This is a genomic window from Myxococcus sp. CA040A (assembly GCF_013336725.1).
GTDB classification, from domain to species: domain Bacteria; phylum Myxococcota; class Myxococcia; order Myxococcales; family Myxococcaceae; genus Myxococcus; species Myxococcus llanfairpwllgwyngyllgogerychwyrndrobwllllantysiliogogogochensis.
Genome location: NZ_JABUMR010000001.1, coordinates 538313 through 561676, shown reverse-complemented (window position 1 = coordinate 561676; position 23364 = coordinate 538313). Strand labels below are relative to the sequence as shown.

General features: G+C 69.2%; 18 protein-coding genes and 1 pseudogene. 12 read left to right on the top strand and 7 right to left on the bottom strand.

The annotated features are described in order from the left end of the window. Positions 1–8 precede the first annotated feature (8 nt). From HUA75_RS02290 to HUA75_RS02270, 5 genes are all read right to left on the bottom strand, one after another. Positions 9–1550, bottom strand: coding sequence for a nitrogen regulation protein NR(II) (locus HUA75_RS02290; protein WP_174485898.1), 1542 nt, complete (start codon positions 1548–1550; stop codon positions 9–11). A gap of 61 nt (positions 1551–1611) precedes the next feature. Then, positions 1612–2865 carry a type II secretion system F family protein gene (locus HUA75_RS02285; protein WP_174485418.1) on the bottom strand — a complete coding sequence of 418 codons (1254 nt, stop codon included), beginning with the start codon at positions 2863–2865 and terminating at the stop codon, positions 1612–1614. 57 nt (positions 2866–2922) lie between these two features. After that, positions 2923–4038 (bottom strand): type IV pilus twitching motility protein PilT, encoded by a 1116-nt coding sequence (locus HUA75_RS02280; RefSeq protein WP_141648910.1) that lies wholly within the window; start codon positions 4036–4038, stop codon positions 2923–2925. A 39-nt stretch (positions 4039–4077) separates the two neighbouring features. Then, entirely contained in the window at positions 4078–5778 is a 1701-nt protein-coding gene (gene pilB, locus HUA75_RS02275; RefSeq protein ID WP_141648911.1) for a type IV-A pilus assembly ATPase PilB, read from the bottom strand. 211 nt (positions 5779–5989) lie between these two features. Next, a complete protein-coding gene (locus tag HUA75_RS02270) occupies positions 5990–6919 on the bottom strand; it encodes a bifunctional riboflavin kinase/FAD synthetase (RefSeq protein WP_174453010.1) in 930 nt (309 codons plus the stop codon). A gap of 66 nt (positions 6920–6985) precedes the next feature. Here HUA75_RS02270 and HUA75_RS02265 point away from each other — a divergent pair, with 66 nt between their 5' ends. From HUA75_RS02265 to HUA75_RS02235, 7 genes are all read left to right on the top strand, one after another. Continuing rightward, positions 6986–7606: a tRNA (guanosine(46)-N(7))-methyltransferase TrmB gene (locus HUA75_RS02265; RefSeq protein WP_141649419.1), complete on the top strand. Its 621-nt coding sequence runs from the start codon at positions 6986–6988 to the stop codon at positions 7604–7606. Positions 7607–7714: 108 nt separating this feature from the next. Further along, entirely contained in the window at positions 7715–8758 is a 1044-nt protein-coding gene (locus HUA75_RS02260) for a diguanylate cyclase (protein ID WP_141649420.1), read from the top strand. 55 nt (positions 8759–8813) lie between these two features. After that, complete coding sequence (locus HUA75_RS02255) at positions 8814–9230, top strand: hypothetical protein (RefSeq protein ID WP_141649421.1); 417 nt, start codon at positions 8814–8816, stop codon at positions 9228–9230. A 304-nt stretch (positions 9231–9534) separates the two neighbouring features. Beyond that, the gene (locus tag HUA75_RS46150) at positions 9535–10476 is read left to right on the top strand and encodes a hypothetical protein (protein ID WP_254627344.1); all 942 of its coding nucleotides are present in this window, start codon (positions 9535–9537) and stop codon (positions 10474–10476) included. Between the two features lie 61 nt (positions 10477–10537). Beyond that, a complete protein-coding gene (locus tag HUA75_RS02245) occupies positions 10538–10960 on the top strand; it encodes a cupredoxin domain-containing protein (RefSeq protein ID WP_174453008.1) in 423 nt (140 codons plus the stop codon). 56 nt (positions 10961–11016) lie between these two features. After that, positions 11017–13962, top strand: coding sequence for a helicase C-terminal domain-containing protein (locus HUA75_RS02240; protein ID WP_174485417.1), 2946 nt, complete (start codon positions 11017–11019; stop codon positions 13960–13962). A 238-nt stretch (positions 13963–14200) separates the two neighbouring features. Then, positions 14201–14950 carry a Uma2 family endonuclease gene (locus tag HUA75_RS02235; RefSeq protein WP_246137718.1) on the top strand — a complete coding sequence of 250 codons (750 nt, stop codon included), beginning with the start codon at positions 14201–14203 and terminating at the stop codon, positions 14948–14950. Between the two features lie 21 nt (positions 14951–14971). On the opposite strand, the gene HUA75_RS02230 is transcribed toward HUA75_RS02235, so the two are convergent. Further along, positions 14972–15712 carry a HAMP domain-containing protein gene (locus HUA75_RS02230; protein WP_141647923.1) on the bottom strand — a complete coding sequence of 247 codons (741 nt, stop codon included), beginning with the start codon at positions 15710–15712 and terminating at the stop codon, positions 14972–14974. Then, complete coding sequence (locus tag HUA75_RS02225; protein ID WP_174485416.1) at positions 15709–16458, bottom strand: HEAT repeat domain-containing protein; 750 nt, start codon at positions 16456–16458, stop codon at positions 15709–15711. Before HUA75_RS02225 ends, HUA75_RS02230 begins: the two co-directional genes overlap by 4 nt. A 158-nt stretch (positions 16459–16616) precedes the next feature. On the opposite strand from HUA75_RS02225, the gene HUA75_RS02220 reads away from it, so the two are divergent. From HUA75_RS02220 to HUA75_RS46410, 5 genes and pseudogenes are all read left to right on the top strand, one after another. Continuing rightward, positions 16617–17414, top strand: a complete 798-nt coding sequence (locus HUA75_RS02220; protein WP_174485415.1) for a hypothetical protein — start codon at positions 16617–16619, stop codon at positions 17412–17414. A 292-nt stretch (positions 17415–17706) separates the two neighbouring features. Then, positions 17707–18147, top strand: a complete 441-nt coding sequence (locus HUA75_RS02215) for an acetyltransferase (protein ID WP_141647926.1) — start codon at positions 17707–17709, stop codon at positions 18145–18147. A 164-nt stretch (positions 18148–18311) separates the two neighbouring features. After that, on the top strand, positions 18312–21008 hold the full coding sequence (alaS, locus tag HUA75_RS02210) for an alanine--tRNA ligase (RefSeq protein ID WP_174485414.1): 2697 nt from the start codon (positions 18312–18314) through the stop codon (positions 21006–21008). Then, the gene (locus tag HUA75_RS02205; RefSeq protein ID WP_174453003.1) at positions 21005–21670 is read left to right on the top strand and encodes a hypothetical protein; all 666 of its coding nucleotides are present in this window, start codon (positions 21005–21007) and stop codon (positions 21668–21670) included. Before alaS ends, HUA75_RS02205 begins: the two co-directional genes overlap by 4 nt. Further along, positions 21667–21915, top strand: a pseudogene (locus HUA75_RS46410) (TIGR02266 family protein); the annotation flags it as partial. The gene HUA75_RS02205 and the pseudogene HUA75_RS46410, both read left to right, overlap by 4 nt. Between the last annotated feature and the right edge of the window lie 1449 nt (positions 21916–23364).

Genomic DNA, 23364 nt, shown 5'->3' with positions numbered 1-23364 from the left:
CGCGGTCGTCACAGCGGCAACCCCACGACGAACTCCGTTCCCTCGGCCGGGTCCGAGCGCACGCGGATGGAGCCGCCATGCGCGCGGACGATGGAGTGCGCGGTGGACAACCCCAGTCCCGTGCCTCCGTCCCGCGTGGTGAAGAAAGGCTCGAACAGATGGCCCATCATCTCCTCGGTGATGCTTCCCGCCGAGTCCCACACCCGAATCTGCGCTTCCTTCTCGCTTCTCGCCAGCCCCACCCGCACCTCGCCCCTCGGTCCCGCCGCCTGGAACCCGTTGCGCACCAGGTTGATGAGCACCTGACGCAGCTGGTCCGGATCCACCGCGGCCGTCAGTCGCTCCTGCGCGGACACCTCCACCCGCACGTCCCGCGCCAGGGGGTCCGCCCGCAACATGTCCACCGTCTCCGCCAGGAGCGCGTCCAGCGACACCTCGCGACGCATGGGCTCCGGAGGACGCGCGAAGCGCAGGAAGTCCTCCACCAGCCGCCCGAGCCGATCCGACTCGCGCACCAGGATGTTGGTGAGCTTCTGCACCACCACGTCCCGCGAGCACTCCTGCGCCAGCAGCTGCGCGGAGCCCCGCATCGCCGCCAGCGGGTTGCGCAGCTCGTGCGCCAGCTGCGCGGAGAGCGCCCCCAGGCTCGCGAGCCGGTCCGAGCGCTCCAGGTCCTCCTCCATCCGCCGCAGCTCCGTCAAATCCTGGAAGACGATGAGCAGCGCCCCCGGCTCGCCCTCCAGCGGCGTCACCGACAGCCCGAGGATGATGCGACGACGCCCCCCGTCCGTGCCCACCACCAGCTCGCCGCGCGACGAGCGCGGCGCGAGCCCCGACACTCCGGGGAGCAGCGACTCCAGCGGCTGGCCCACGCTGACCGACTCCTCCCCATGGAGGATGCCGCGCGCGGCGGCGTTGACGTATGTGATGCGCTTCTGCGCGTCGCAGGTGATGAGCCCCGAGGGCATGGAGGAGAGAATCTGCTGCTGCAGCCCTCCCAGCTTTCGCAGGTCCGCCTCGCGCGCGGACAACGCGCCGCCCGTCGCGGAGAGCTGTCGGGACAGGTAGCCCGCCAGCACGGCGATGAGCGCCAGCGCCAGCAGGTTGCTGCCCAGCACGAAGAGGCCCCGGCTGGAGAGCAGCGGGCCCAGCGGCGAGGTGTCCAACAGCCGCAGAACCCCCACCAGTCCGGCGAAGGCCACCGCGCCCGCCGCCGCCACCCAGAGCGCGCCCCGCCAGTCCAACACCACGGCGGCGCCGATGACGGCCAGGCTGTAGAGGAACGTCAGCGGGGAGTCGGCCCCGCCGCTGAGGTACACAAGGCCCGTGGCGATGACGACGTCGCCCAGCACCTGCACCCACGCGTCCAGCCGTCCGGCCTTCTCCCGCCGCAGCCGGATGCCCACCACCACCGTGGAGACATACGCGGCGACGATGACGGAGAGCGAGAGCGAGTCCGCCCGGCTCGGCTCCTCGAGGGGCTGGAGCAGCAGGCGACCCACGGTGATGACGAGCGACAGACTCGCCGCCACCGTGCGGAACAACACCAGCCAGACCAGGCGCGCGCGGAGCCTCTCGGACTCGTCCGCGCGCGCCCTGGCGACAGCGGAGCTACTTGATGGCACCGGCAATGGAGAAGATGGGCAGGTACATGGCGATGAGGAAGCCACCGACCACGCCGCCGAGGAACACCATCAACAGGGGCTCGATCATGGCCGTCAGCGCGCTGACGGCGGTGTCCACTTCGTCGTCGTAGAAGTCGGCGATCTTGTTGAGCATGGTGTCCATGGCGCCCGTCGCTTCACCGACGCCAATCATCTGCACCACCATGGACGGGAACACCTTCGTCTCGAGCAGCGGACCGGCGATGTTCTTGCCTTCGGAGATCTTCCCACGCACGTAGTAGATGGCCTCTTCCACCGTGCGGTTACCAGCCGTCTTCGCCGTCACGTCGAGCGCGTCGAGGATGGGCACGCCCGAGGAGATCATCGTGCCCAGCGTGCGCGTGAAGCGCGCCACCGCCACCTTGCGGAGCACCGGGCCGAACAGCGGCACCTTCAGGAAGACCTTGTCCCAGAACTTGCGGCCCCTGGGCTGCTTGTAGCTCCAGGTGAAGGAGACGACGACCGCGGTGATGATGCTGAGGACGTGCAGCCAGTACGCCTCCGCCCAGGCGGACAAGTCCACCACGAACTGGGTGGGAGCGGGCAGCGCCGAGCCGAAGTCCGCGAACATGGCCGCGAACACGGGCGTCACCTTGAGCAGCAGCAGCGCCGTCACGCCAATGGCCACGAGGATGACGATGGCCGGGTAGGTCATCGCGCCCTTGACCTTGCGCTTGAGCTTCTCCGCCTTCTCGCGGTAGGCCGCCAGACGGTTGAGGATGGTGTCGAGGATACCGCCGACCTCACCGGCCGCGCAGAGCTGGATGTAGAGCTCGTCGAAGACCTTGGGGTGCTCCTTGAGCGCATCCGCGAAGGTGCTGCCCTGCTCCACCTTCGCCTTGATGGCCAGCACCACCTTCTTGAAGGCGGGGTTGTCCATCTGGTTGGCGAGGATGTCCAAGCACTGCACCAGGGGGAGACCCGCGTCGATCATCGTCGCGAACTGGCGCGTGAAGACGAGGATGTCCTTGCCGGTGACGCCGCCGAAGCCCGGGATGGTGACTTCGCCGTCGAAGGCGCTCTTCTTGCGCACCTTGACGGGATTGAGGCCCAGGGACTTCAGACGGGCGTTGACGGCCTCGCTGTCCGAGGCCTCCATCTCGCCCTTCTTCGTCTCCCCGCTCTTGGTCTTCGCCTCCCAGAGGAACTGGGCGGTGTTCTTCTTGGAAGCTGTTGCCTTCTGGACTGCCGGTGCTGCCATGAGCTCGACCTCCGCAAACGCCGCGCGAGTCTAACCGCTGAATCTCGAAACCAGGAACTAACGACCCGTCGCTCCTCCGGCTGGTCGCTGGGTACCCGGTAGCCCGCCACCCCCAGTGGAAAGGATGTTGCGCAGTTCGTCCGGGTCGCTGGAGCGACCGAAGGCCTCGTCCTGGGTGATGAGCCGGCGCAGGAGCAGCGCCGCCAGGGCCTGATTGAAGGTCTGCATGCCGTACTTGGCCTGACCCACCTGCATGGAGGAGTAGATCTGGTGGACCTTGTCCTCGCGGATGAGGTTCCGGATGGCGGGGTTGGGAATCATGACCTCCAGGGCGAGGATGCGGCCCGGAGCGCCCGCCTTGGCCACCAGCGCCTGGCTCATCACGCCCTCCAGCACGAAGGACATCTGGGCGCGCACCTGCGGCTGCTGGTACGGCGGGAACACGTCCAGCACGCGGTTGATGGTCTGCACCGCGCTGTTGGTGTGCAGCGTCGCGTAGCAGATGTGGCCCGTCTCGGCGATGGTGAGCGCGGCCTCGATGGTCTCCAGGTCGCGCAACTCGCCCACCAGCACGATGTCCGGATCCTGACGCAGGATGTACTTGAGGGCCGTCTTGAAGTTCCGCGTGTCCGCACCCACCTCGCGCTGATTGACGAGGCAGTTCTTGTGCGGGTGCAGGTACTCGATGGGGTCCTCGATGGTCATGATGTGCTCATGACGCTCGGTGTTGATCTTGTCGATCATCGAGGCCAGCGTGGTGGACTTGCCCGACCCCGTGGGTCCCGTCACCAGGATGAGGCCGCGCGGCTTCTTCACCAGCTCCGCCACGACGGGCGGCAGGCCCAGCTCCTGGAAGGTCAGGATCTTGAAGGGAATGGTGCGGAACGCCCCGGCCACCGCGCCACGCTGCATGAAGATGTTGGCGCGGAAGCGCGACAGCCCCTTCACGCCGAAGGACAGGTCCAGCTCGTTGTCCTCCTCGAACTTGTGCTTCTGGGCGTCCGTGAGGATGGAGTAGCAGAGCTGCTTGGTCTCCACGGGCGTCAGCGGCGCCGTCTTCAAGGGGACGAGCTCGCCGTCCACGCGCAATTGCGGCGGCGAGCCGGTGGTGACGTGGAGGTCGGAAGCGCCCTTCTCGACCATCGCCTTGAGGAGCTGGTGCAGGTTGGCCACGGTGGGGATGTCCTTCGGTGAGGCTGGGGGAGGGGGTGACTAGAAACGGTCCGGGGCGGTGTTGCCGACCACTTCTTCCAGAGTGGTGAAGCCGTCCATCACCTTCTTGAGGCCACTCATGCGAAGGCTGCTCATGCCCAGACGGATGGCCTCCTGCTTGAGCTCCGCGGCGGACCCACCGTTGATGACCAGCTCCTTGAGGCCGTCCCAGAAGGGCATGACCTCGTAGATGGCCACGCGACCCCGGTAGCCTCGGTCATTGCAGTCGCGGCAGCCGACCTTCTCGTACACGGTGAAGGTGCCCATCTTGTCCGGGGGGATGCCGGCGTCGATGAGGGCCTGCTCGTCCACCTTGTCCGCCGGCTTCTTGCAGGCGGGGCACAGGCGGCGCGCCAGACGCTGGGCGAGGATGAGGTTGAGCGAGGCCGTCACGAGGAACGGCTCGATGCCCATGTTGAGCAGACGGCTCACCGTGCCAGGGGCGTCGTTGGTGTGCAGCGTGGAGAGCACCAGGTGGCCGGTGAGGGCGGCCTTGACGCCGATTTCCGCCGTCTCGAAGTCGCGGATCTCACCAATCATGATGATGTCCGGGTCCTGGCGGAGGAACGAGCGCAGGCCCGCGGCGAAGTTCAGGCCGATGTCTTCATGCATCTGCACCTGGTTGATGCCGGCGAAGTTGAATTCGACCGGGTCCTCGGCGGTGCAGATGTTGGTGCCAACGTCGTTGAGGCTGGAGAGCGCCGAGTACAGCGTCGTCGTCTTGCCGGAACCGGTGGGGCCCGTCACCAGCACCATGCCGTAGGGACGGTCGATGGCTTCCTTGAACCAGGCCAGGGGCTCCGCGTCGAAGCCCAGCTTCGTCATGTCGAGCTGCAGGTTGCTCTTGTCGAGCAGACGCATCACGACCTTCTCGCCGAAGAGCGTGGGACACACGCTCACGCGGAAGTCCATCTCCTTGCCGCCGCCAATCTTGATCTTGATGCGGCCGTCCTGCGGCAGGCGTCGCTCGGAGATGTCCAGCGAGGCCATGATCTTCAAACGCGACGTAATCGCGTTGCGCAGCTTCATCGGCGGGCGCATGACCTCGTACATCACGCCGTCGATCCGGAAGCGGACGCGGAAGTCGCGCTCATACGGTTCGATGTGGATATCGGACGCGCGCTTCTTGATGGCGTCCATGAGGATGAGGTTCACCAGCTTGACGACGGGCGCGTCATCCGCGGCCTTCGCCATCTCGTCGATGTTCTCCGTCTCCTCCTTCGCCAGCTCGACTTCGTCGTCGACGTCGCCGACGATCTCCTCCATCGAGGGGCCCTTCTCCGCGTAGTAGCGCTCGATGGCCTCGCGGATGGAGACCTCCGAGGCCACCACCGTCTCGATGTTGTAGCCGGTGAGGAACTTCAGGTCGTCCACCGCGAAGATGTTGGACGGGTCGCACATGGCGACGATCAGCGAGGGACCGGCGCGATTGACGGGAATCACCAGGTGCTTCTCGGCCACTTCCTTCGGCACGAGCTTGATGATGTCCGGGTCGATGTCGAAGTCCTTCAGGTTGATGGCCGGCACGCCGTACTGCTTGGAGAGGAAGTCGGTGAGCTTCGACTCCTCGATGGCGCCCGTCTTGATGAGCGCGGTGCCGATGCGCGTGCCGCTCTTCTGCTGTTCTTCCTGGGCCTTGCGCAGCTGCTGGACGGAGATGAGATTCTCGCGGACCAGCAGTTCACCCAATCGACCGGACATTCGTGAAGCCTCTTCCTTGTGGCACAGAAGGATGAGACGGGCGGGGGCCCGCCTCGCTCTTGGGAGACAGGGGCGTTGCCTCGGGGCCCCACAGCACCTTTGGCACGGTTCCTGACAGCGAATTAGAGGGGAGCCGCGCACATCCGTCAAGGCGCCCTCTGGGGGCCCGGACTCGCCAACCCGTTGAACAATCACGGGAAAAGTGCGTGCGTCACTCCCCGGCCCGCGCAATCACCGTGCGAGCGGCCTCCACGTCGCGCTTGATCTGCCCGGTCAGCTCCGCCACGGAGCCGAACCGCTGCTCGGGGCGAAGGCGCTCCAGGAACTGCACGCGCAGCTCCCGCCCGTAGATATCCCCCGCGAAATCCAGCAGGTGCGCCTCGATGGTGACCTCGGTGCCGCCGAAGGTGGGCTTGATGCCGATATTGGCGGCGCCCCCATGCCAGGTGCCCACGCCCTCCCCCGTGAGGAAGCGCACGCGGATGGCATAGACGCCCGGCGCGGGCCGCAGCTCGTTCTGGGTGTCCACGTTGGCGGTGGGAAAGCCGATGGTCCTCCCCCGCCCCGCCCCCGCCACGACCATCCCGTCCAGATCGAACGGGCGACCCAGGAGCCGGCACGCGGCGGACACGCGCCCCTCGAGGATGTACTCACGCACCCGTGAGGACGAGGCCACCACCCCGTCCACCGTGACGGGCGTCACCACATGGACGCGGGCACCCCGCCGGGACGCCGCCTCGCGCAGCGTCTCCACGTTGCCCGCGCGCGCCACGCCGTAGGTGAAGTCGCTGCCCACCACCACGTGCGCCACGCCGAGCGCGTCGAAGAGCGTGGCCTCGAAGTCCGCGGGGCCCGTGCGCGCATAGTCACGCGAGAAGGCCTGCACCACCGTGGCCTCCAGCCCCAGGTCGGCGAGCAGCTCCAGGCGGCGGGGCAGCAAGGTAATCAGCTTGGGCGCAAGGTCTGGCTGGAGCACCTTGCCCGGGTGGGGGTTGAAGGTGAACGCCGCGGGGGAAGCGTGCTTGCGCGCCTCCGCGAAGAGGGCCTGGTGGCCCACGTGCACCCCGTCGAAGTTGCCCAGGGCGAGCGCTCGGCCGATCAGCGCCCGGCCCGCCTCCGCCACCGACTGGAAGACCTTCATCCCTCCCCTATACCAGTGTTTTTCCCTGGCCAGACCCCGCTCGGCCGTGGTTGGAGCGCCCTCCTCATGCCACGCCCCCGCTTGCTGCCAGACCCCGTCGGCCTCCACCTCATCGCCCAGGAGACCCCTCCGGACTGGGACGCCGAGTTCGGCTTCCCGGGCCCCCTGGAGCTCGAAATCGGCTCCGGCGCCGGGGGCCACGCGCTGGAGTACTGCCGCCGCAACCCCACCATCCGCTTCGTCGCCTTCGAGTGGCGCAAGAAGTACGCGCGCGACACCCAGGAGCGCGCCCAGAAGGCCGGGATGAAGAACCTGCGCGTCGTCGAGTCCGACGCCCGCTTCGCCGTCCCCCGCATCTTCGCGGCCGGCTCGCTCTCCGCCATCCACCTCCAGTTCCCCGACCCCTGGTGGAAGCGCGCCCACGCCAAGCGCGCCGTCGTGCAGCCGGACTTCGCCGCCCTCCTGCTCACCAGGCTCGCCCCCGGCGGCCGCTTCGACATGCGCACCGACGTCGAGGACCGCGCCCACAACATGCTCTCCATCCTGGAATCCGTGGGTTTCCACAACCCCTTGGGTTCCGGTGTTTTCCATCCGTATGACCCGGAGGAGGTGCCCTCGACGCGTGAGCGGCGGTATCTCACCTCGGGAGAGCCGGTGTACCGGGCCCGCCTCGTCAAACCCGCCTGAGCCTCCGAAAGACGGGGACTTACCCTACCCCTTGGCTTCCTGGAGTCGGCGGGAGACAATCACAGGCATTCTGGCAGCGCGGGATGATTGCACTGGGGGCGCAACCGCATGGCGGAGGGTGACAGGAAGAGGACGCCGGAGGTAGCCCGGCGGACTGGGGCAGGCGGCGAGCTGAGCGGCCGGACGGTGCTCATCGTCGATGACGATCCATCGCACGTGGCACATGTGCGCGAGGGGCTGGCGCCGCGGGGGTACGTCTTCAAGGAAGCCCATGACGGCACACAGGCGCTGTCGGCCATTCGCGAGGCGCGGCCGGACCTCATCTTGATGGACGTGGAGATGCCGGGGCTGGGCGGCGTGGAGGTGTGCCGCATCATCAAGGCGAACTCCGGGGAGGAAGGCTTCGGCTTCATCCCGGTGATTCTGATGACGGCGCGGCAGGCGGCGGGAAAGGTGGAGGGGCTGGAGCTGGGGGCGGACGACTACCTGGTGAAGCCCTTCGACATGTTGGAGCTGTCGGCGCGAGTGAAGTCGATGCTGCGGCTCAAGGCGCTCCAGGACGCTCTGGTGGAGAAGAACCGGGAGCTGGACAAGGCCAACAAGGAGCTGGCGCGGCGGCGCGAGGAGCTCCTGGCGCTCAGCCGGACGGACGCGCTCACGGGGCTGTTCAACCGGCGCTGCTTCGAGGAGCGCCTGAGCGACGAGTTCGCGCGCTCGCGGCGCTACCAGTCCCCCCTGTCGCTGGTGATGCTGGACATCGACCACTTCAAGCGCATCAACGACACCTTCGGCCACCCCTTCGGGGACCAGGTGCTCAAGGCGGTGGCGCAGACGACGCGCTCGCGGCTGCGCGAGGTGGACGTGCTGGCGCGTTATGGCGGGGAGGAGTTCATCGCGTTGTTGCCAGAGACGGCGACGGCGGACGCGCTCAAGGTGTGCGAGCGCGTGCGCGAGGCCATCGCCGGCCTGCGGGTGGAGCACGTGGGCGTGGACGGGAAGCGGCAGGAGGTGCGCCTGACGGCGTCGCTCGGCGTGGCGACGGTGCCCTCGGAAGACCTGGGGAGCGCGGAGGAGCTTCTTCGCGCGGCGGATGCGGGGCTCTACGCGGCCAAGGGAGCGGGGCGCAACCGTGTCCAGCAACACGTTCCGTGAGACGGACGCACCCAAGGCTTTCCCCCGGCGCCGCTTTGACCTAAACCCCACGTCCATGCGCCTGACCGCGACGATGCCCTGGTTGCTGGCCCTGCTCCTGGTGGGCGTGGCCGGCTGCAACCAGCCCCGCTTCGGCACACCGCAAGATGCGTATACGTCCTTCCACCGTCTGGTGAAGCGCGGCGAGTTGCGCGCGGCCTGGGGCGCACTGTCCCAGCCCACCCAGACGGCCCTGACGAAGCGGGCCCAGGCGGTGAGTGACGCCTCCGGGGGCGCGGTGAAACCCGAGCCCCTGGGCCTCTTCTTCGCGAATGTCCCCCCTCCTCCGGATGTTACGGAGGTCTCCCTGGTCCGGGAGGCGGGCGACGAGGCGACCGTGCTCGTTCGCTCGTCAGGCAGCACCCACGAGGTCCGGATGGTCCGAGAGCCGTCTGGGTGGAAAGTGGACCTCTCAGCCTCCCTCCAGCCGTGAAGCCGGGCATGCTCGGGCTCCTCGCATCAGGTAACGTACGACTGTGAACGATCGGAAGACACGGCGGGTGGTTCCCGCGGTCGAAGTCATCCGGCGGCCGGCCTCGACGCCCGGCAGCGCCGCCCAGACTCCGTCCCCCTTGGAATCCGCCCCTCCGGCGCCCACGCCGCGCCCCACGCCCACGCCCCGGCCCACCGCCGGCACGGCGCCCCCCCTCACGCCGGCGGTTCCTCGGCCCTCGGGGGTGAGTCCTTCGCCCCGCCCCGCCGCTCCCGCGGCGACGGCGCCGACGACCGCCGCCCCCTTGCCCACTCCCCGGCCCACCGGCGCGGCACCCGCACCCTCGCCGCGTCCGGCGAGCGTGACGCCGGGGGCCCGTCCACTGGCGCCGAGAGCACCCGGAGGCCCGGGGGGACCCGGTGCGCGTCCGGGCGGCTTCGGTGGTCGGCCGGGGGGCTTCCGCTCCTCGACGCCTCGGCCTCCGCCCACGCCCGAGCAGATCCTCGCGCTGGCGCAGCGCGAGCATGTGCCCGCGCGCATCGCCAAGGGGGAGCTGGAAGGGAAGATGAAGGCCCGCATCTGGCGCAAGCTGCACGCCGAGGAGGCGAAGCGCTTCGACCAGGTCTACGAGCTGATGGGCCAGACGCCGAGCTTGTCGTTGGGGGATGCCTTCGGCGTGCTCCAGAGCGGCATGACGGTGGCGGAGTTCATGGCGCGCAAGGAGCGCACCCAGCGCAAGGCGGCCATCAAGCAGGCGCGCGGCGAGGTCGACAACGCCGTGGTGGCGGAGCTGCTCGGCGGCCTCATCGCCGGCAAGGTGGAGGTCTCCGTCGTCCTGGCGGAGCGCTCGCTGCTGGACACGCTCGTCGCCGAGGAGCCCATCGCCTTCACGCTGGAGCGCACCGGGCGGCTGGAGAAGCTTCAGGTGGTGCTGCTGGCGCGTCGCGCGGAGTGGGAACGGCTCTTGCCTGGCCTGGAGCGCGACGCCAAGTTGACGCAGAAGCCTTCCACGGTGGCGCGTCAGCCGGACAAGCGCCCGTACTCGGACCCGCGCGCGTTCCTGGACCACCTGGGCGAGACGGTGAAGCTGGTGCTGCGCAACGGCATCACCCTCCAGCTCCCGCTGATGCACGTGGGCCGGTTCGACCTGCTCCTGGGTGAGCCGGGCCACGAGGTCTTCGTCCCGCTCCACGCCCTGCTCCGGTTCGAGCCGGGTCCCGCGAGCGCTCCCGTCGACGAGGCCTGAGGGCCCTGACGTCGGGGGCGCCGCCCCTTTCACCTTCGCCAGTCCTTCGTTCGAGGCACCCATGCGCCCCTTCTTCTCCCGCATCATCAAGCCCTGGCTCGCGCTCGCCGCGACGGCCGCCATGGTGGGCGCCACGCAGCAGGGATGCACCAAGGACACGCCCGCCGCCGAAGCGGCCCCCTCGGCGCCCACCGTCCCCGAGAAGCGGGAGAACGGCGTGCGCGTGGTGGAGCTGACGGTGACGGAGAAGGGCTACGAGCCCAGCCCCGTGACGCTCAAGAAGGGCGAGCCGGTGAAGCTGGTGGTGACGCGCAAGACGGACCAGACGTGCGCCACCGAAGTGGTGATGGACGGCTACGACATCAACACGCCGCTGCCGCTCAACCAGCCGGTGGACATCTCCTTCACACCCAAGGAGTCCGGAAAACTCGTCTACGGGTGTGCCATGGGGAAGATGATTTCCGGCGTTTTCCTGGTGGACTGAAGACGTAGGCTGAAATCTGGGCACCGCGCCGGGAAGCGTTAGTCTCCCGGCCCTGCATGGGCGGCGCGGCGGAGCTTTTCACGCGGAATGTCTTCCTCGACCTCGAAACCACGGGGTTGGATCCACGTGCCGACGAAATCATCGAGCTGGGGTGTCTCTTCTTCGAGAACGGACGCGAGGTGGACCGCTTCGCGCGGTTGTACTCGGCGTCGCGACCCCTGCCTCTCACCATCCGACGGCTGACGGGCCTGACGGACGCGGACCTGGCGGGTCGGCCTCGCTTCGGGACTGACATCGAGGAGCTGCGAAGTCGGCTCACGGGCTGGACGGTGGTGGCGCACAACGCGCCGTTCGAGAAGGGCTTCCTGCCGGACCTGCTGGGTCCCATCCGCGCGCCGGTGCTCGACTCGTGCGAGTTGATGCACTACCTGCACCCGGAGCTGACCAGCCACTCGCTGGAGTCGCTTTTGCGCTGGGCCGGGCTGGGCATCCGCCAGCCGCACCGCGCGCTGTCCGACTGCGAAGCGGTGCACGCCGTGCTCGTGCAGACGATGGACCGCTTCGTGCGCGAGGGCCGGGGCGAGGACGTCTCCGACCTGCTGGCCACGCTGGACCCTCGGGCCGCGCGGCGGCTGGGGACTCCGGAGACGGACGGCGGCGCGTTCGACTATGAGGAGTGGCCGCTGCTGGAGCTGCTGTCGCGACTGAGCGACGCCTGTCGCGCCGCGCCCGCGTCGCTGGCGCTGGAAACGCAAGGCTTCCTTCGCGGGAAGCCCGAGCGACGGCGAGCGGCCGGTGTCCCCTCGCTGCCCGAGCCCGAGACCGACGCGCCGGTGCTGCCTGTGCGGGCCGACGAGGTGACGGCGGTGCTGGGCGCTGGAGGCGCGCTGGAGCGGATGGAGGAAGGCTTCCGGAGTCGGCCCGCGCAGCTCGAGATGGCGCATGCGGTGGCGCGCGCGCTGTCGGACGGTGAGCAGGTGGCGGTGGAGGCGGGCACGGGCACGGGCAAGTCGCTCGCGTACCTGGCGCCCGCGGCCCTCTTCGCCGCGCGCAACGGGCGCAAGGTCGGCGTGGCCCCGCACACGAAGACGCTCCAGGACCAGTTGCTGGAGAAGGACCTGCCTCGGCTGCACAAGGCGATGGGCGGCACCTTCGGCTACGCGCTGCTCAAGGGACAGTCGAACTACCTGTGCCGACGCCGCGCCCTGGAGGCCACGCGCGTGGAGCCGGGCATGGGGCACTCCGCGCGCGCGCCTCGCGCCTACCTGCGCGCGTACCTGCGCCGCAGTGTGGATGGCGACATGGACCGGCTGAGCCACTGGTTCCGCGAGCGCTTCCCCGTCCTGATGGGCCTGACGCCCGCGGTGCGCTCCGAGGCCGCGACGACGCTCGGCGAGAAGTGCCCGCACTACCACCGGTGTTTCTACCACTCGGCGGTGGCCCAGGCGCGCGAGGCGGATGTGCTGGTCATCAACCAGTCCCTCGCCTTCGCGTGGCCGGCGCGCTACCCGAAGCTGGAGCATCTGGTCCTCGACGAAGCGCACGAGGTGGAGGACGTGGCCACCACGGCCCTCACCGTGGAGCTGTCGGACCTGGCCTTCCAGCGGCTCACCGAGCGACTGCATGGACGCGATGGACGCCACGGCCTCTTCGCGGAGCTGCGCCGGGCCCTCTCCGCGTCGCGTCGCGAGGAGTCGCGCGCGCTGATGGGCCAGGTGGAGGACGCGCTGCGCCGGCTGATGGACGAGGCGCGGGACCTGGGCTCGCGGGTGACAGAGCTGTGCGAGCCCTCGGCGACCACCGCGGGGGAGGACCCCGACGAGGGCGCGTATGCGCCGGAGCTGCGCGTGACGGAGGCGGTGCGCGCGCTGCCCACGTGGGAGCCGGTGCGTGACGGCCTGGAGCTGGTGCGCGGCGCGCTGCAGGCGCTGCATACGCTGCTCGCGGTGCGGGTGCTGGAGGCCCTGCCGGAGCTCGCCGCGCGGATGCCCGCGCTGGAGCGCGAGCTGTCCGGTGCCACCACGGAGCTGGGCGAACTGGCGACGCTGGCGCAGGAGCTCTCGGGCGAAGCGGCGGCGGGACGGTGCTACTCCGCGACAGCCGAGCCTCGGCGGCAGCGATGGAACGTGGGCGCGCAGCCAGTGGACGTGTCGTTCCACGTGTCGCGTGACTTCGCGGCGAACAAGCGCGCGCTGGTGTTGACCTCGGCCACGTTGGGTCCCACGAGCCACGGCTCGGGAACGCCCTTCGTGTTGAAGCGGCTGGGGCTGGATGGACGCGGAGACCGCCCTGCCCCCCGGCTGTTGCGCGCGCCGTCTCCCTTTCAGCTCCACGAGCAGGCGCTGGTGGTGCTCGTCACCGATGCCCCGCGCGCGCACGAGGACCCGTTTGTCGAGTGGGCCGCGACGCGGATTTCGGGCCTCGCGCAGACGATGGGTGGACGGCTGCTGGGCCTGTTCGCCTCCACGCGGCGCATGGAGCGCGTGGGCGCGGAAGCGCGGAGCCGACTGGAGCCGCTGGGCATCGAAGTGCTGCGGCAGTCGCGCGGACACAGTCGCTCGCTGGCGGCTCGGCAGGAGCGCGACACGGGCACGGTGCTGCTGGGCACGAAGAGCTTCTGGCAGGGCGTGGATATCCCAGGCCGGGGCGTCGGCTGCGTCTTCATCGACAAGCTCCCGCTGGAGCCCGCGCTGCGTCCGTTGGTGGCCGCGCGTGAGGAGCCGCTGGCCCGCTCCGGTGGCGAGTACCAGGGCTTCCTCCAGTACCGACTTCCGCGCGCGCTACTGCTCCTGCGCCAGGGCGTGGGTCGACTCATCCGCTCCACCACGGACCGAGGTGTCGTCATCGTCGCGGACCCGGGCCACCCGAGCTACCGCGCACACCTCATGGAAGCGCTCGAGGGCTATCGCGTGGAGGCGCTTCCGTGGGCCCAGGCACGCCTGCGCATCCACGCCGTGCTCAAGCAGACAGGGCTCACCGTGGACGTGGCCTCGCCACCGTGAAGCTTCACAAGTCCGCTCCCGTGGACTCCTTCACGGAGTCCTGGAACACGATTCACTCGCATTGCTTGATTCCTGCTTCAGAGCGCGCGCGATTGTGCATGGCCCACGCCTTGCTCATCCGCCTCGGGCATTGACGCGCGAGGCTGCCAACTCCACGCTTTGAAGCATGGGACGGCACGCGGACAGAGTTCGTGGTGACGCCTTCCCTCGGGCGCCCACCCAGGAGGCGTGGGACGCGATGGGGCCCGAGGAGAGGGCGCAGGTGGTGGAGTCACTGCCAGCGGAGGTGACGTACCGGGAGATGTCGCCGCCCGAGGGGGACTTGCATCAAGACGCGAAGCACCGGGTGCTCGATGTGCTCAGGCATCACTTCCGTCATCGGCGGCGCAAGGCCTACGTCGGCTCGGAGCTGCCCGTGTATTACCCCGGGGAGCGCCGCTTCGCGCCGGACCTGCTGGTGGTGTTCGACGTCGAGCCACACCCTCGTGAGAAGTGGCTGGTGAGCCATGAGGGCAAGGGCCTGGACTGGGTGATGGAGGTTCACTCGGGCGGCAACCGGAAGAAGGACGCCGTGGTCAACGTGGAGCGGAACGCGCGGCTCGGCATCCGCGAATACTTCATCTACGACGCGGGTCGGGAGCGACTGGAGGGGTTCCGGCTGAAGTCCGCCAAGGACAGGACCTATGTCCCCCTTCGGTCGAAGCAGGGACGGTTCACCTCGAAGGTGCTGGGGCTCGAGTTCGAGGTCCGTGGCGACAAGATGTTCCTCTGGGCCGGTGAGACGCTGTTGCTCGAGTCCACCGAGATGATTGACCAGCTCAAGGCCCGGATGGAGAAGGCCCGGCTGCGCCGACAAGCGGAGGCCCGTCGACGTCGGCAGGCGGAGATCCGGCAGCGACGTAAGCTGGAATTGGCCCTCAAGGACGCCGAGGAACAAATGGCGAAGATGAAAGCCGAGCTCCGCAAGCTGCGTCCCCGGAAGCACTGACCGGGGACGGCTTCACGAGACTCAGGCCTCCAGGCGCGCGCGGAAGCGGGACTCCAGCGCGCGCAGCTCATCGAGCGACTCGCCCGGCACGCCGGAGCGCTCCGCCGTCTCCAGCGCCTTCGCCAGCACCCGAGCATCCTCTTCGCTCTGGTCTCGCAGCTTCTGCATCATGCTCCGCGTCGCGTCGAACAATTCCCGCAGTTCGTCGCCGTCGCGCAGGCCGTACTGCGGCGGGCGCAGCTTGCCCTCGTACACGTCGCCCACCATGCGCCGGATGCGCAGCAGCGGCCCGGCCACCCGGTGCGTCACGACGATAGTGCCCATCGCCACCACGGCGATGAAGCCCACCAGGAAGGCCCCCAGCACCCACCACGTCGCGCGCTGACGCCACTCCAACTCCGCGCGTTGCTCGACGATGGCGGCCCGCTCCGCCTCGTAGGCCGCGTCGATGCCTTGCGCCTTCTCCCGGAAGGTGGCCTCGAACGTCGGGTCGTCCATCCGCGCAAGCAGTTCGTTGGACAGCGTGGCGCCGGACAACTCCCGGCTGACCTCGGCGGCCCGGGAGCGGGCCTCCACCGCTGTCGCCGTCTCCCGCATCAGCGCCCAGGCGGAGCGCACCAGGAACACGCCCAGCAGGGCCGACAGCACCACCGTCACTCCAACCATGTACGCGGTCAGCTTGAGCTGGAAGCTCGTATCCAGGAGGAAGTTACGCCAGCGCCGCTTCGGGGCCGCCGCGTGCGCCGTCGTGCTCGTCGTCATGTCTCGTTGCTCCACTCGAAGGTTTCCGCTGCTTCCTCCACCGCGCGCGGCACCAGCGCCTTGAGGAGGTCCGCCGGCTGCGCGCCCGCGGCCTTCACATCCACCTGCCCCAGCAGGGACAGGTCCGGGTAGCTCAGGCAGACGATGGCCACCCGCAACCCACCTCCCTCCATCGCATGGACCTCCGGGGTGATGCGATAGCCATGCAGGCCCAGCTTCTTCAACGCCCCCTTCGCCGCCGCCTTGGACTCCTTGGCCGGCGCCAGCAGCGCGCCCCGGCGAATCAGCCGCGAGCGCAACCGCGCCTCGGTGGCCTTCACCAGCTCGGCCGGCAACGAGCGCGTGAGGTCCTTCATCCCCTCCAGCGAGACGTAGAAGCGCGGAAGTCGTGCCTGGTACTCCTTCAGCGCGCTCACCGCCTCGCGCACGGCAGCCTGCACCGTCGCGTCCGCCTCCGCCTTGTGGGCCTCCAGGCAGGGCAGCGCGGAGGACTCCTGCAGCTTCGCCAGGGACTTCGCGACGGCCGCGCGCACCAGCTCGCTCGGGTCCTTCAGGCCGCCACACAGGGGCGTCACGGCCTCTGGATCCTCGGTGGCCCCCAGAACCAGGGCCGCCTGGGAGCGCGAACGGGGGTCCTTGCCCTGCGTGAGCTGGCGCCCGAGGAACGCAAGGCGGGTGTCCCCCTGGGCGAGGGTCACACCGGGCACGACGAGCAACACGAGGAGGGGGAGGGCAGGCAGCCGCATGGCGGGGACGACGGAGAGTGTAGCGCCGTCTGCCCGGTGACGAACAGTTGCAGGATGCCCGGTCCACGCACACCCACCTTCCCTGCTTGCGTAGGCAGGGTGGATCCGACCTGGGGCCATCCTGGGGTAACGTGCGCACGTCCAGGAGGGCATGCCCGGTGTCATTCGCTTCCCGGTTGGAAGGTCTGCTGCAGCAAGTGGGGTTGAGCGGCGTGGTGGAAGAGGTGCGTTCGCGCCTGGGCTATGCGCGCCCGCAGGCCCCTTCCCGCAACGGTGCCGACCATTCCGCACCCCGTCACGTGGATCGGCGGGACTCGCCGTCCCCTGCCCCCGTGGCCGCCGCGCCTCCCAGCGCGCCAGAGTCCACGCGCGTCGAGCGCACACCGCGCCCGCGCCCCATCTCCGAGGCGGACGGCCCTCCCGCCGAAGCCGTCGCCGCCGAGCCACCGGCGCCTCGTGCCTCGAAGGTGGCGAAGAAGACCCGGGCCGTGAAGTCCGCGAAGCCCGCCGCCGCCAAGGCCTCCGTCACGAAGTCGGGCAAGAGCCCGGCCCGGAGCAAGGCCCGCGCGAAGAAGCGCGAGGCGGCTCCCGCGTCCCAGGCGGCGTCCTCGGCGGACACGGGTCAGGCCGTGGGCCAACTGATGGAAGCGCTCCGCGCACACCCCCGTCACGAGGAGCTGCGCTCCGCGGGCAAGCTGAAGGATCAGCTCGTGCGCTCGCTGATTCCGCTGTACCTGGCCCGGGCGGTGGAGCTGGACCTGGAAGTGACGTCGGGGACGACGTCCCGCTTCTGGGGCGAGCTGGGCGTCACCTACGCCGCCCCCAACGCCGCGAAGGCGCTGCGTCTGCACGCCGGCTACGCGCAGGACACCAAGAAGGGGAAGGCCATCACGCCCAAGGGCGTCCAGTACGTCGAGGAGGCCCTGAAGCGGCTGCGCGAGAGCGCGGCCTCCTGAAGCACGCGCCCCCGTGAGCCACCGAGCCGAGTGTCCGCCCGGTGGCACTCCAGGGCCGGCGCGGACCGTCGGAGGTTCGCTGGCGGACGCTCCCCAGGGCCTCTCGAACGAGCGGCTGGCCCGAGCCAGGAGGTCCCCTAGATTGGCGCGGAGCGATGGCCACGACGCGCCCTTCACCCTGGACGGCTTCCCTGTCTCCCCCCACCTCCCTCCTCGGGATGGCGAGCGTGGGCGAGGACCGCCTCCTGGCTGAGACGCCGTCCGGTCGCTGGGGGGTGGCGCGGGGTGGGGCATGGGCCCGGACGCGCTGACCTTCTACCGGGCCGCGAGGCGGCTGAAGAGCCTGGGCGTGCCCGTGCTTCCGAGCATGGTGGCCGCCGTGGGTGACCGGCTGTTGCACTGCCATGTGGACATCGACGCGCGCCTGCACGCCTCCGTGGGGCTGGGTTACGGCGGCGTGGGCGTGGTGGTGGCGCCGGGGGTGGAAGTGGGCGAAGGCAGCTTCCTCTCCCAGAACGTCAGCGTGGAGCCGAGGCGCGGCGAGGCGGGAGTCCCCCGCATCGGCCGCAACGTCTATGTGGGCGTGGGCGCGCAGATCATCGGCCCGGTGACTGTGGGAGACGGCGCGGTGATTGGCGCAGGAGCCCTGGTCATCTCGGATGTGCCCCCCATGGCCGTGGTGGCGGGAGCCCCCGCCCGGGTGGTGAAGCAGAAGGCCGCGAACGGACACTGAGGGGCGGACCCCACGCGGGCGTGGCGCGGTGTTTCCCGCCCCCCACCCCACCTGCCGTCCAGGCGTGCCAGGGCTGTCGGAGTCCCCCCTCCCGGGCCGTCCTCCCCCTCATGCAACCTCCAAGAACTCCTGCGCGGCCTCCTCTTGTGGCATATACCCACACCATGCCTTCCGCCCTGACCGCCTCCGAGATTCGCGAGGCGTTCCTCAAGTTCTTCGAGGAGCGTGGACACCGCCGCGTCCCCTCCTCCTCACTGGTGCCGGCGAACGACCCGACCCTGCTGTTCACCAACGCGGGCATGGTCCAGTTCAAGGATGTCTTCACCGGCCGCGAGCGGCGCGACTACAGCCGCGCCACCACGTCGCAGAAGTGCGTGCGCGCCGGTGGCAAGCACAACGACCTCGACAACGTGGGCTACACGGCCCGGCACCACACGTTCTTCGAGATGCTCGGCAACTTCTCCTTCGGCGACTACTTCAAGGCGGACGCGATTGCGTACGGCTGGGAGTTCGTGACGAAGACGCTCGGGCTCGACAAGGCGCGGCTGTCCATCACCGTGTTCAACGGCGAGGACGGCATCCCCTGGGACGAGGAAGCGTTCGAGCTGTGGGCGCAGCAGGGCGTGTCTCGCGACCGCATCTACAAGCTCGGCAAGAAGGACAACTTCTGGTCCATGGGCGAGACGGGCCCGTGCGGTCCCTGCTCCGAAATCCACTATCACCAGGGTGACGACATCCCCTGTGTCGAGGAAGCGGCGGGCCGCAAGTGTCAGGGCGTCGCGTGCGACTGCGACCGGTGGCTCGAAATCTGGAACCTCGTGTTCATGCAGTTCGAGCGCAAGGAGAAGGACGCGCCGCTGATTCCGCTGCCCAAGCCGTCCATCGACACGGGCGCGGGCCTGGAGCGCATCGCCTCCGTCGTGCAGGGCAAGCGCTCCAACTACGACACGGACCTGTTCCAGAACATCATCGCGAAGGTCGTCGAGGTCTCCGGCAAGCCGTATTCGCAGGAGACGGGCGCCTCCCACCGCGTCATCGCGGACCACGGCCGCGCGGCGGCGTTCCTCATCGCGGACGGCGTGCAGCCCTCCAACGAGGGCCGGGGCTACGTCCTGCGCCGCATCATGCGCCGCGCGATCCGCCACGGCACGCTGCTGGGGCTGGACCAGCTCTTCTTCTTCAAGGTCGTCGACCGCGTCATCGAGGTGATGGGCGACGCCTACCCGGAGCTGCGCGAGAGCCGCCCCTTCCTGCTCAAGGTCTCCGAGCACGAGGAGGAGAGCTTCCGGCGCACGCTCAGCCGCGGCATGAAGATGATTGAGGAGAGCGTCGCCCGGATGAAGAAGGCGGGCGAGACGCTGATGTCCGGCGCGGACGTCTTCCTGCTCCACGGCACCTACGGCTTCCCGTGGGACCTGACGCAGATCATCCTCCGTGAACACGGGCTCGACGCGGACATCCCCGGCTTCGACGCGGAGCTGGTGAAGGAGGCCGAGCGCGGCAAGGGCGGCGAGCTCAACAAGGACAAGGCCATCGGCGACGTCTACCTCAAGCTCGTGGAGAAGCTCGGGACCACCGAGTTCCTCGGCTACGAGGGCGAGGGCCACGAGGGTGAGGGCAGCGTCCGCGCGATGATTCGCGACGGCGTGGAAGTGGTCCAGGCGTCCCAGGGTGACAAGGTGGAGCTGGTGCTGGACCGGACGCCCTTCTACGGCGAGTCCGGCGGTCAGCTCGGAGACAGCGGCAACATCGTGGGCCACGGCGGCAAGGCGGTGGCGCAGGTGAAGGACGCGCAGCGTCCGGTGCCGGGCCTCATCGTCCACTCCGTGGAAGTCACCGAGGGCACCTTCAAGGTCGGCGACATGGTGCAGACCGCGGTGGACGTGGAGCGCCGCAAGGCCATCCGCTCGAACCACTCCGCGACGCACCTGCTGCACAAGGCGCTCAAGCTGGTGCTGGGCGAGCACGTGAAGCAGGCGGGCTCCGTCGTGGCGCCGGACTTCCTGCGCTTCGACTTCTCGCACTTCGGGCCTGTCACGGCCGAGCAGGCGGAGAAGGTCGAGGACCTGGTCAACGGCTGGATTCGCGACAACGCCGCGGCCGAGACGCGCGTCATGGCGCTCGAGGATGCGAAGAAGTCCGGCGCGGTGGCGATGTTCGGCGAGAAGTACGGCGAGACGGTGCGCGTCGTCACCGTGCATCCGGAGTCCACCGAGCTGTGCGGCGGCACGCATGTGCGGCGCAGCGGCGACATCGGCCTGTTCAAGCTCTCCAGCGAGAGCGGCGTGGCGTCCGGCGTGCGCCGCATCATCGCGCTCACGGGCGTGGGCGCGCTCCAGCACGTGCGCGAGCAGGAGCACGAACTGCGCAAGGCTGCCGAGCTCTTGAAGACGTCCCCCAAGGACGTGGTCAAGCGCGTGGAAGCGGCGCAGAAGCGCGTGAAGGAGCTCGAGCGCAAGGTCGAGGAAGTGGCCGTGAAGGCGAATACGGCGGGCAGCAAGGACCTGCTGGAGCAGGCGCGCGACGTCAACGGCATGAAGGTGCTCGCCACGCGAGTGGACCCGGCGGACGACAAGGTGTTCCGCGGCATGGCGGACCAGCTTCGCGACCGCATGCGCTCCGGCGTCATCGCCATTGGCGGCGAGAAGGACGGCCGCGCCATCATCCTCGTCGCGCTGACGAAGGACGTGGTGGCCAAGGGCATCAGCGCGGGAGACCTCGTGCGAGAGATGGCCAAGGAAGTCGGCGGCAAGGGCGGCGGCAAGGCCGACATGGCGCAGGCTGGCGGCCCCGACGCGTCGAAGCTGCCCGCTGCGCTGGAGAAGCTGTACGAGCTGGTGAAGGGAGCGGGCAACGCGTGAGCGCTCGCGCCTCTCTCGTGCTGGCGCCGGTGGCGCGCCTCCTGGCTGCGGCCCTCCTCATCGGGGGCTGCACGAAGGAGGAGCCCTCGTCCGAGGCCCTGGGCACGGCGGATGAGCGCACGCTCCAGAAGCTGCGGCAGGAAGTGGACCGGGTGAACCAGGGGGGTCGCCAGGCCCATGGACCCGAGGCCACCCGGGGCGCGCCGAACGCCCAGCTCGCGGGACTCGCCGCGGGACTGGAAGAGGCCGCGCCCCGACAGTTGGGCGTGCCCGAGGGCAACGCCACGGTGCATGTGGACTCGGTGGCGGTGAAGCTCACCGGGCTGGAGTCCTCTCACTCGGCGAAGGGCTCGGGGAAGATGAGCGTGACCACGGAGGAGCTGTTCCTCCGCGTGCAGTTCGTCACCCAGAACGTGGGCCCGAAGCCCGTGACGCTGGACCTGGAGTCAGTCACGGTCGTGGACGCGCAAGGCGCGTCGTATGTGCTGGCCCGGGACGCGCAGGTGCTCGCGGGAACGCGGCCGCTGCGCCGCACCTGGGCCCCTGAAGAGCGCGCCGACATCATCCTCCTGTTCGAGCTCCCCCCGCCGGCCCTGCGGGAAGGTGCCCTGCACCTGATCATGCAAGGGACGGGGGGAGAGGTGCGGATCCCCCTGCGATGAGCGGGCTTGTGTCCAAGCTGCTTCCGCTGCGCATCCGCCTCCCGTACAGCACGGAGGAGGAGTTCGTCGACAAGTACGGCTCGAACGTGGCGCGCGGAGGCGTGTTCGTCGCCACGCGTGCCCTGAAGCCCGAGGGCACCGGGCTGGCGTTCGAGTTCGTCCTCGCGGATGGCACCCGACTGCTGCGCGGCGAAGGCGTGGTGGTGAAGTCGCAGGTGGACGCAGGCGGCGGGCGCGCTGGGATGACGGTGCGCTTCGTGAAACTGGACGCCGCGAGCAAGGCGCTCGTCGACCGCGTGGTCGCGCGTCGGGCCGCACCCGAGCCGCAGCAGACCGTCCCCGGACTGGTTCGCAAGACGCAGGCACCCAAGCCGGTTCCAGTCCGCCCACCCGAGCCGCCGGCGCAGTTAGCGGCCTCCCAGGATGAGCGCGGCGAGGCGGAGAGTCCTCCTGCTGCTCCTGAGACCGGACCGCGCGGTTTCTTCGCCACCGAGGCTGCTCAAGGCAGCTCCTTCGCCACCGAGAGCGACAACACCCCGGAGACTCCGCACGGCGGCCACTTCGCTCCGGCGAGCAATGAAGCCGGGACGTCCAGCGAGGCCCTGAGCCCACACACCGGCGATACCGCGCGGCACGTCGAGGACACCACTCCTCACCAGTCACCCGAAGCGGAACCGCCAGTGCCACACCATGGCAAGGGTGAGCCGTCGGATGCGGCTTCGTTCAACGCGAGCGCCGCCGACACATCTCCAGGATTCGGGAACACGACCGAGCAGGCATCGTCCTCGTGGACGGAGAGTGCCGCGACCACGGCATCCACATCCTCCGAAGCCACCTCTCTCGCCGCTGACGAAGATCGCGAACTCGACTTCGACATCACCGCGAGCTTGTTTGATCCCGATGAGGATGAGCCCTCGACAGGAAGTGAGCAGGGCGCGGGGTCGACGGAGCAGCCCGCACAGGCGCCAGCAACGGACGAACGCATCCTGGACGCAGGGACAGCCCAGGCGCCCCGCGACCTTTTCTCTTCCTCGGAATCAGCAACGAGCGCGGTGAGCGCACCCACGTTCGGCGCGGCCCCTGCGTCCGACGCTTTCGTCCAGGAGCACGACCCAGGCACAAGGAACGCGGCCTCCGGAGCCGGCGCCGAGGAACAGCCCTCGAACTTCGCGTCCTCGTCGATTGACGAGATGGAAGCGGGCTCGAGCTTCGAATCGGGGACCTCCGCGAACGTCGCACCCGAAGCCTTCTTGAATCGCTCCGGCGCGGGAACTCCCGATACCACCGAGGACACGTCGTCCGAGGTGCCCTGGTTCGGAACGCCGGAGGTCCCAGCATGGGAGGCAAGTCCCTCCGAGGTGACTGCCCCTCCCTCTCTCGACGCGGCCACCGGACTGGCTCCGGACACCGAGGAGCAGCCTTCGTCCTCCAGCCCCCAGGGCGCCGACGACAAACGCTTCGAGCGGGCGAGGACCTCTGCGGCACCGACTCACGCAGTTGCGGCGTCTTCTCGCGTCGAGGCGACACCCACGTCGCCCATCGAGCCCACGAGCGACATAGACCCGTGGGGCATCACGGCCAGCTCCAGCGGCACTGAATCAGCCGCCCCGGAAGAGAGCTCAACTCGGTCGCTCGCTTCGCATGACGAGGCCAGGGTTGCCATCGAGGCAGCCGTGTCCACGAACCTGCGGGCA

Bases quoted from the DNA above. Each gene is read 5' to 3' on its own strand.
- HUA75_RS02285 (WP_174485418.1), bottom strand. From the start codon at position 2,865: ATGGCAGCACCGGCAGTCCAGAAGGCAACAGCTTCCAAGAAGAACACC.
- pilB (WP_141648911.1), bottom strand. From the start codon at position 5,778: ATGTCCGGTCGATTGGGTGAACTGCTGGTCCGCGAGAATCTCATCTCC.
- HUA75_RS02270 (WP_174453010.1), bottom strand. From the start codon at position 6,919: ATGAAGGTCTTCCAGTCGGTGGCGGAGGCGGGCCGGGCGCTGATCGGC.
- HUA75_RS02265 (WP_141649419.1), top strand. From the start codon at position 6,986: ATGCCACGCCCCCGCTTGCTGCCAGACCCCGTCGGCCTCCACCTCATC.
- HUA75_RS02260 (WP_141649420.1), top strand. From the start codon at position 7,715: ATGGCGGAGGGTGACAGGAAGAGGACGCCGGAGGTAGCCCGGCGGACT.
- HUA75_RS02255 (WP_141649421.1), top strand. From the start codon at position 8,814: ATGCGCCTGACCGCGACGATGCCCTGGTTGCTGGCCCTGCTCCTGGTG.
- HUA75_RS02245 (WP_174453008.1), top strand. From the start codon at position 10,538: ATGCGCCCCTTCTTCTCCCGCATCATCAAGCCCTGGCTCGCGCTCGCC.
- HUA75_RS02240 (WP_174485417.1), top strand. From the start codon at position 11,017: ATGGGCGGCGCGGCGGAGCTTTTCACGCGGAATGTCTTCCTCGACCTC.
- HUA75_RS02235 (WP_246137718.1), top strand. From the start codon at position 14,201: ATGGGGCCCGAGGAGAGGGCGCAGGTGGTGGAGTCACTGCCAGCGGAG.
- HUA75_RS02230 (WP_141647923.1), bottom strand. From the start codon at position 15,712: ATGACGACGAGCACGACGGCGCACGCGGCGGCCCCGAAGCGGCGCTGG.
- HUA75_RS02225 (WP_174485416.1), bottom strand. From the start codon at position 16,458: ATGCGGCTGCCTGCCCTCCCCCTCCTCGTGTTGCTCGTCGTGCCCGGT.
- HUA75_RS02215 (WP_141647926.1), top strand. From the start codon at position 17,707: ATGGGCCCGGACGCGCTGACCTTCTACCGGGCCGCGAGGCGGCTGAAG.
- alaS (WP_174485414.1), top strand. From the start codon at position 18,312: ATGCCTTCCGCCCTGACCGCCTCCGAGATTCGCGAGGCGTTCCTCAAG.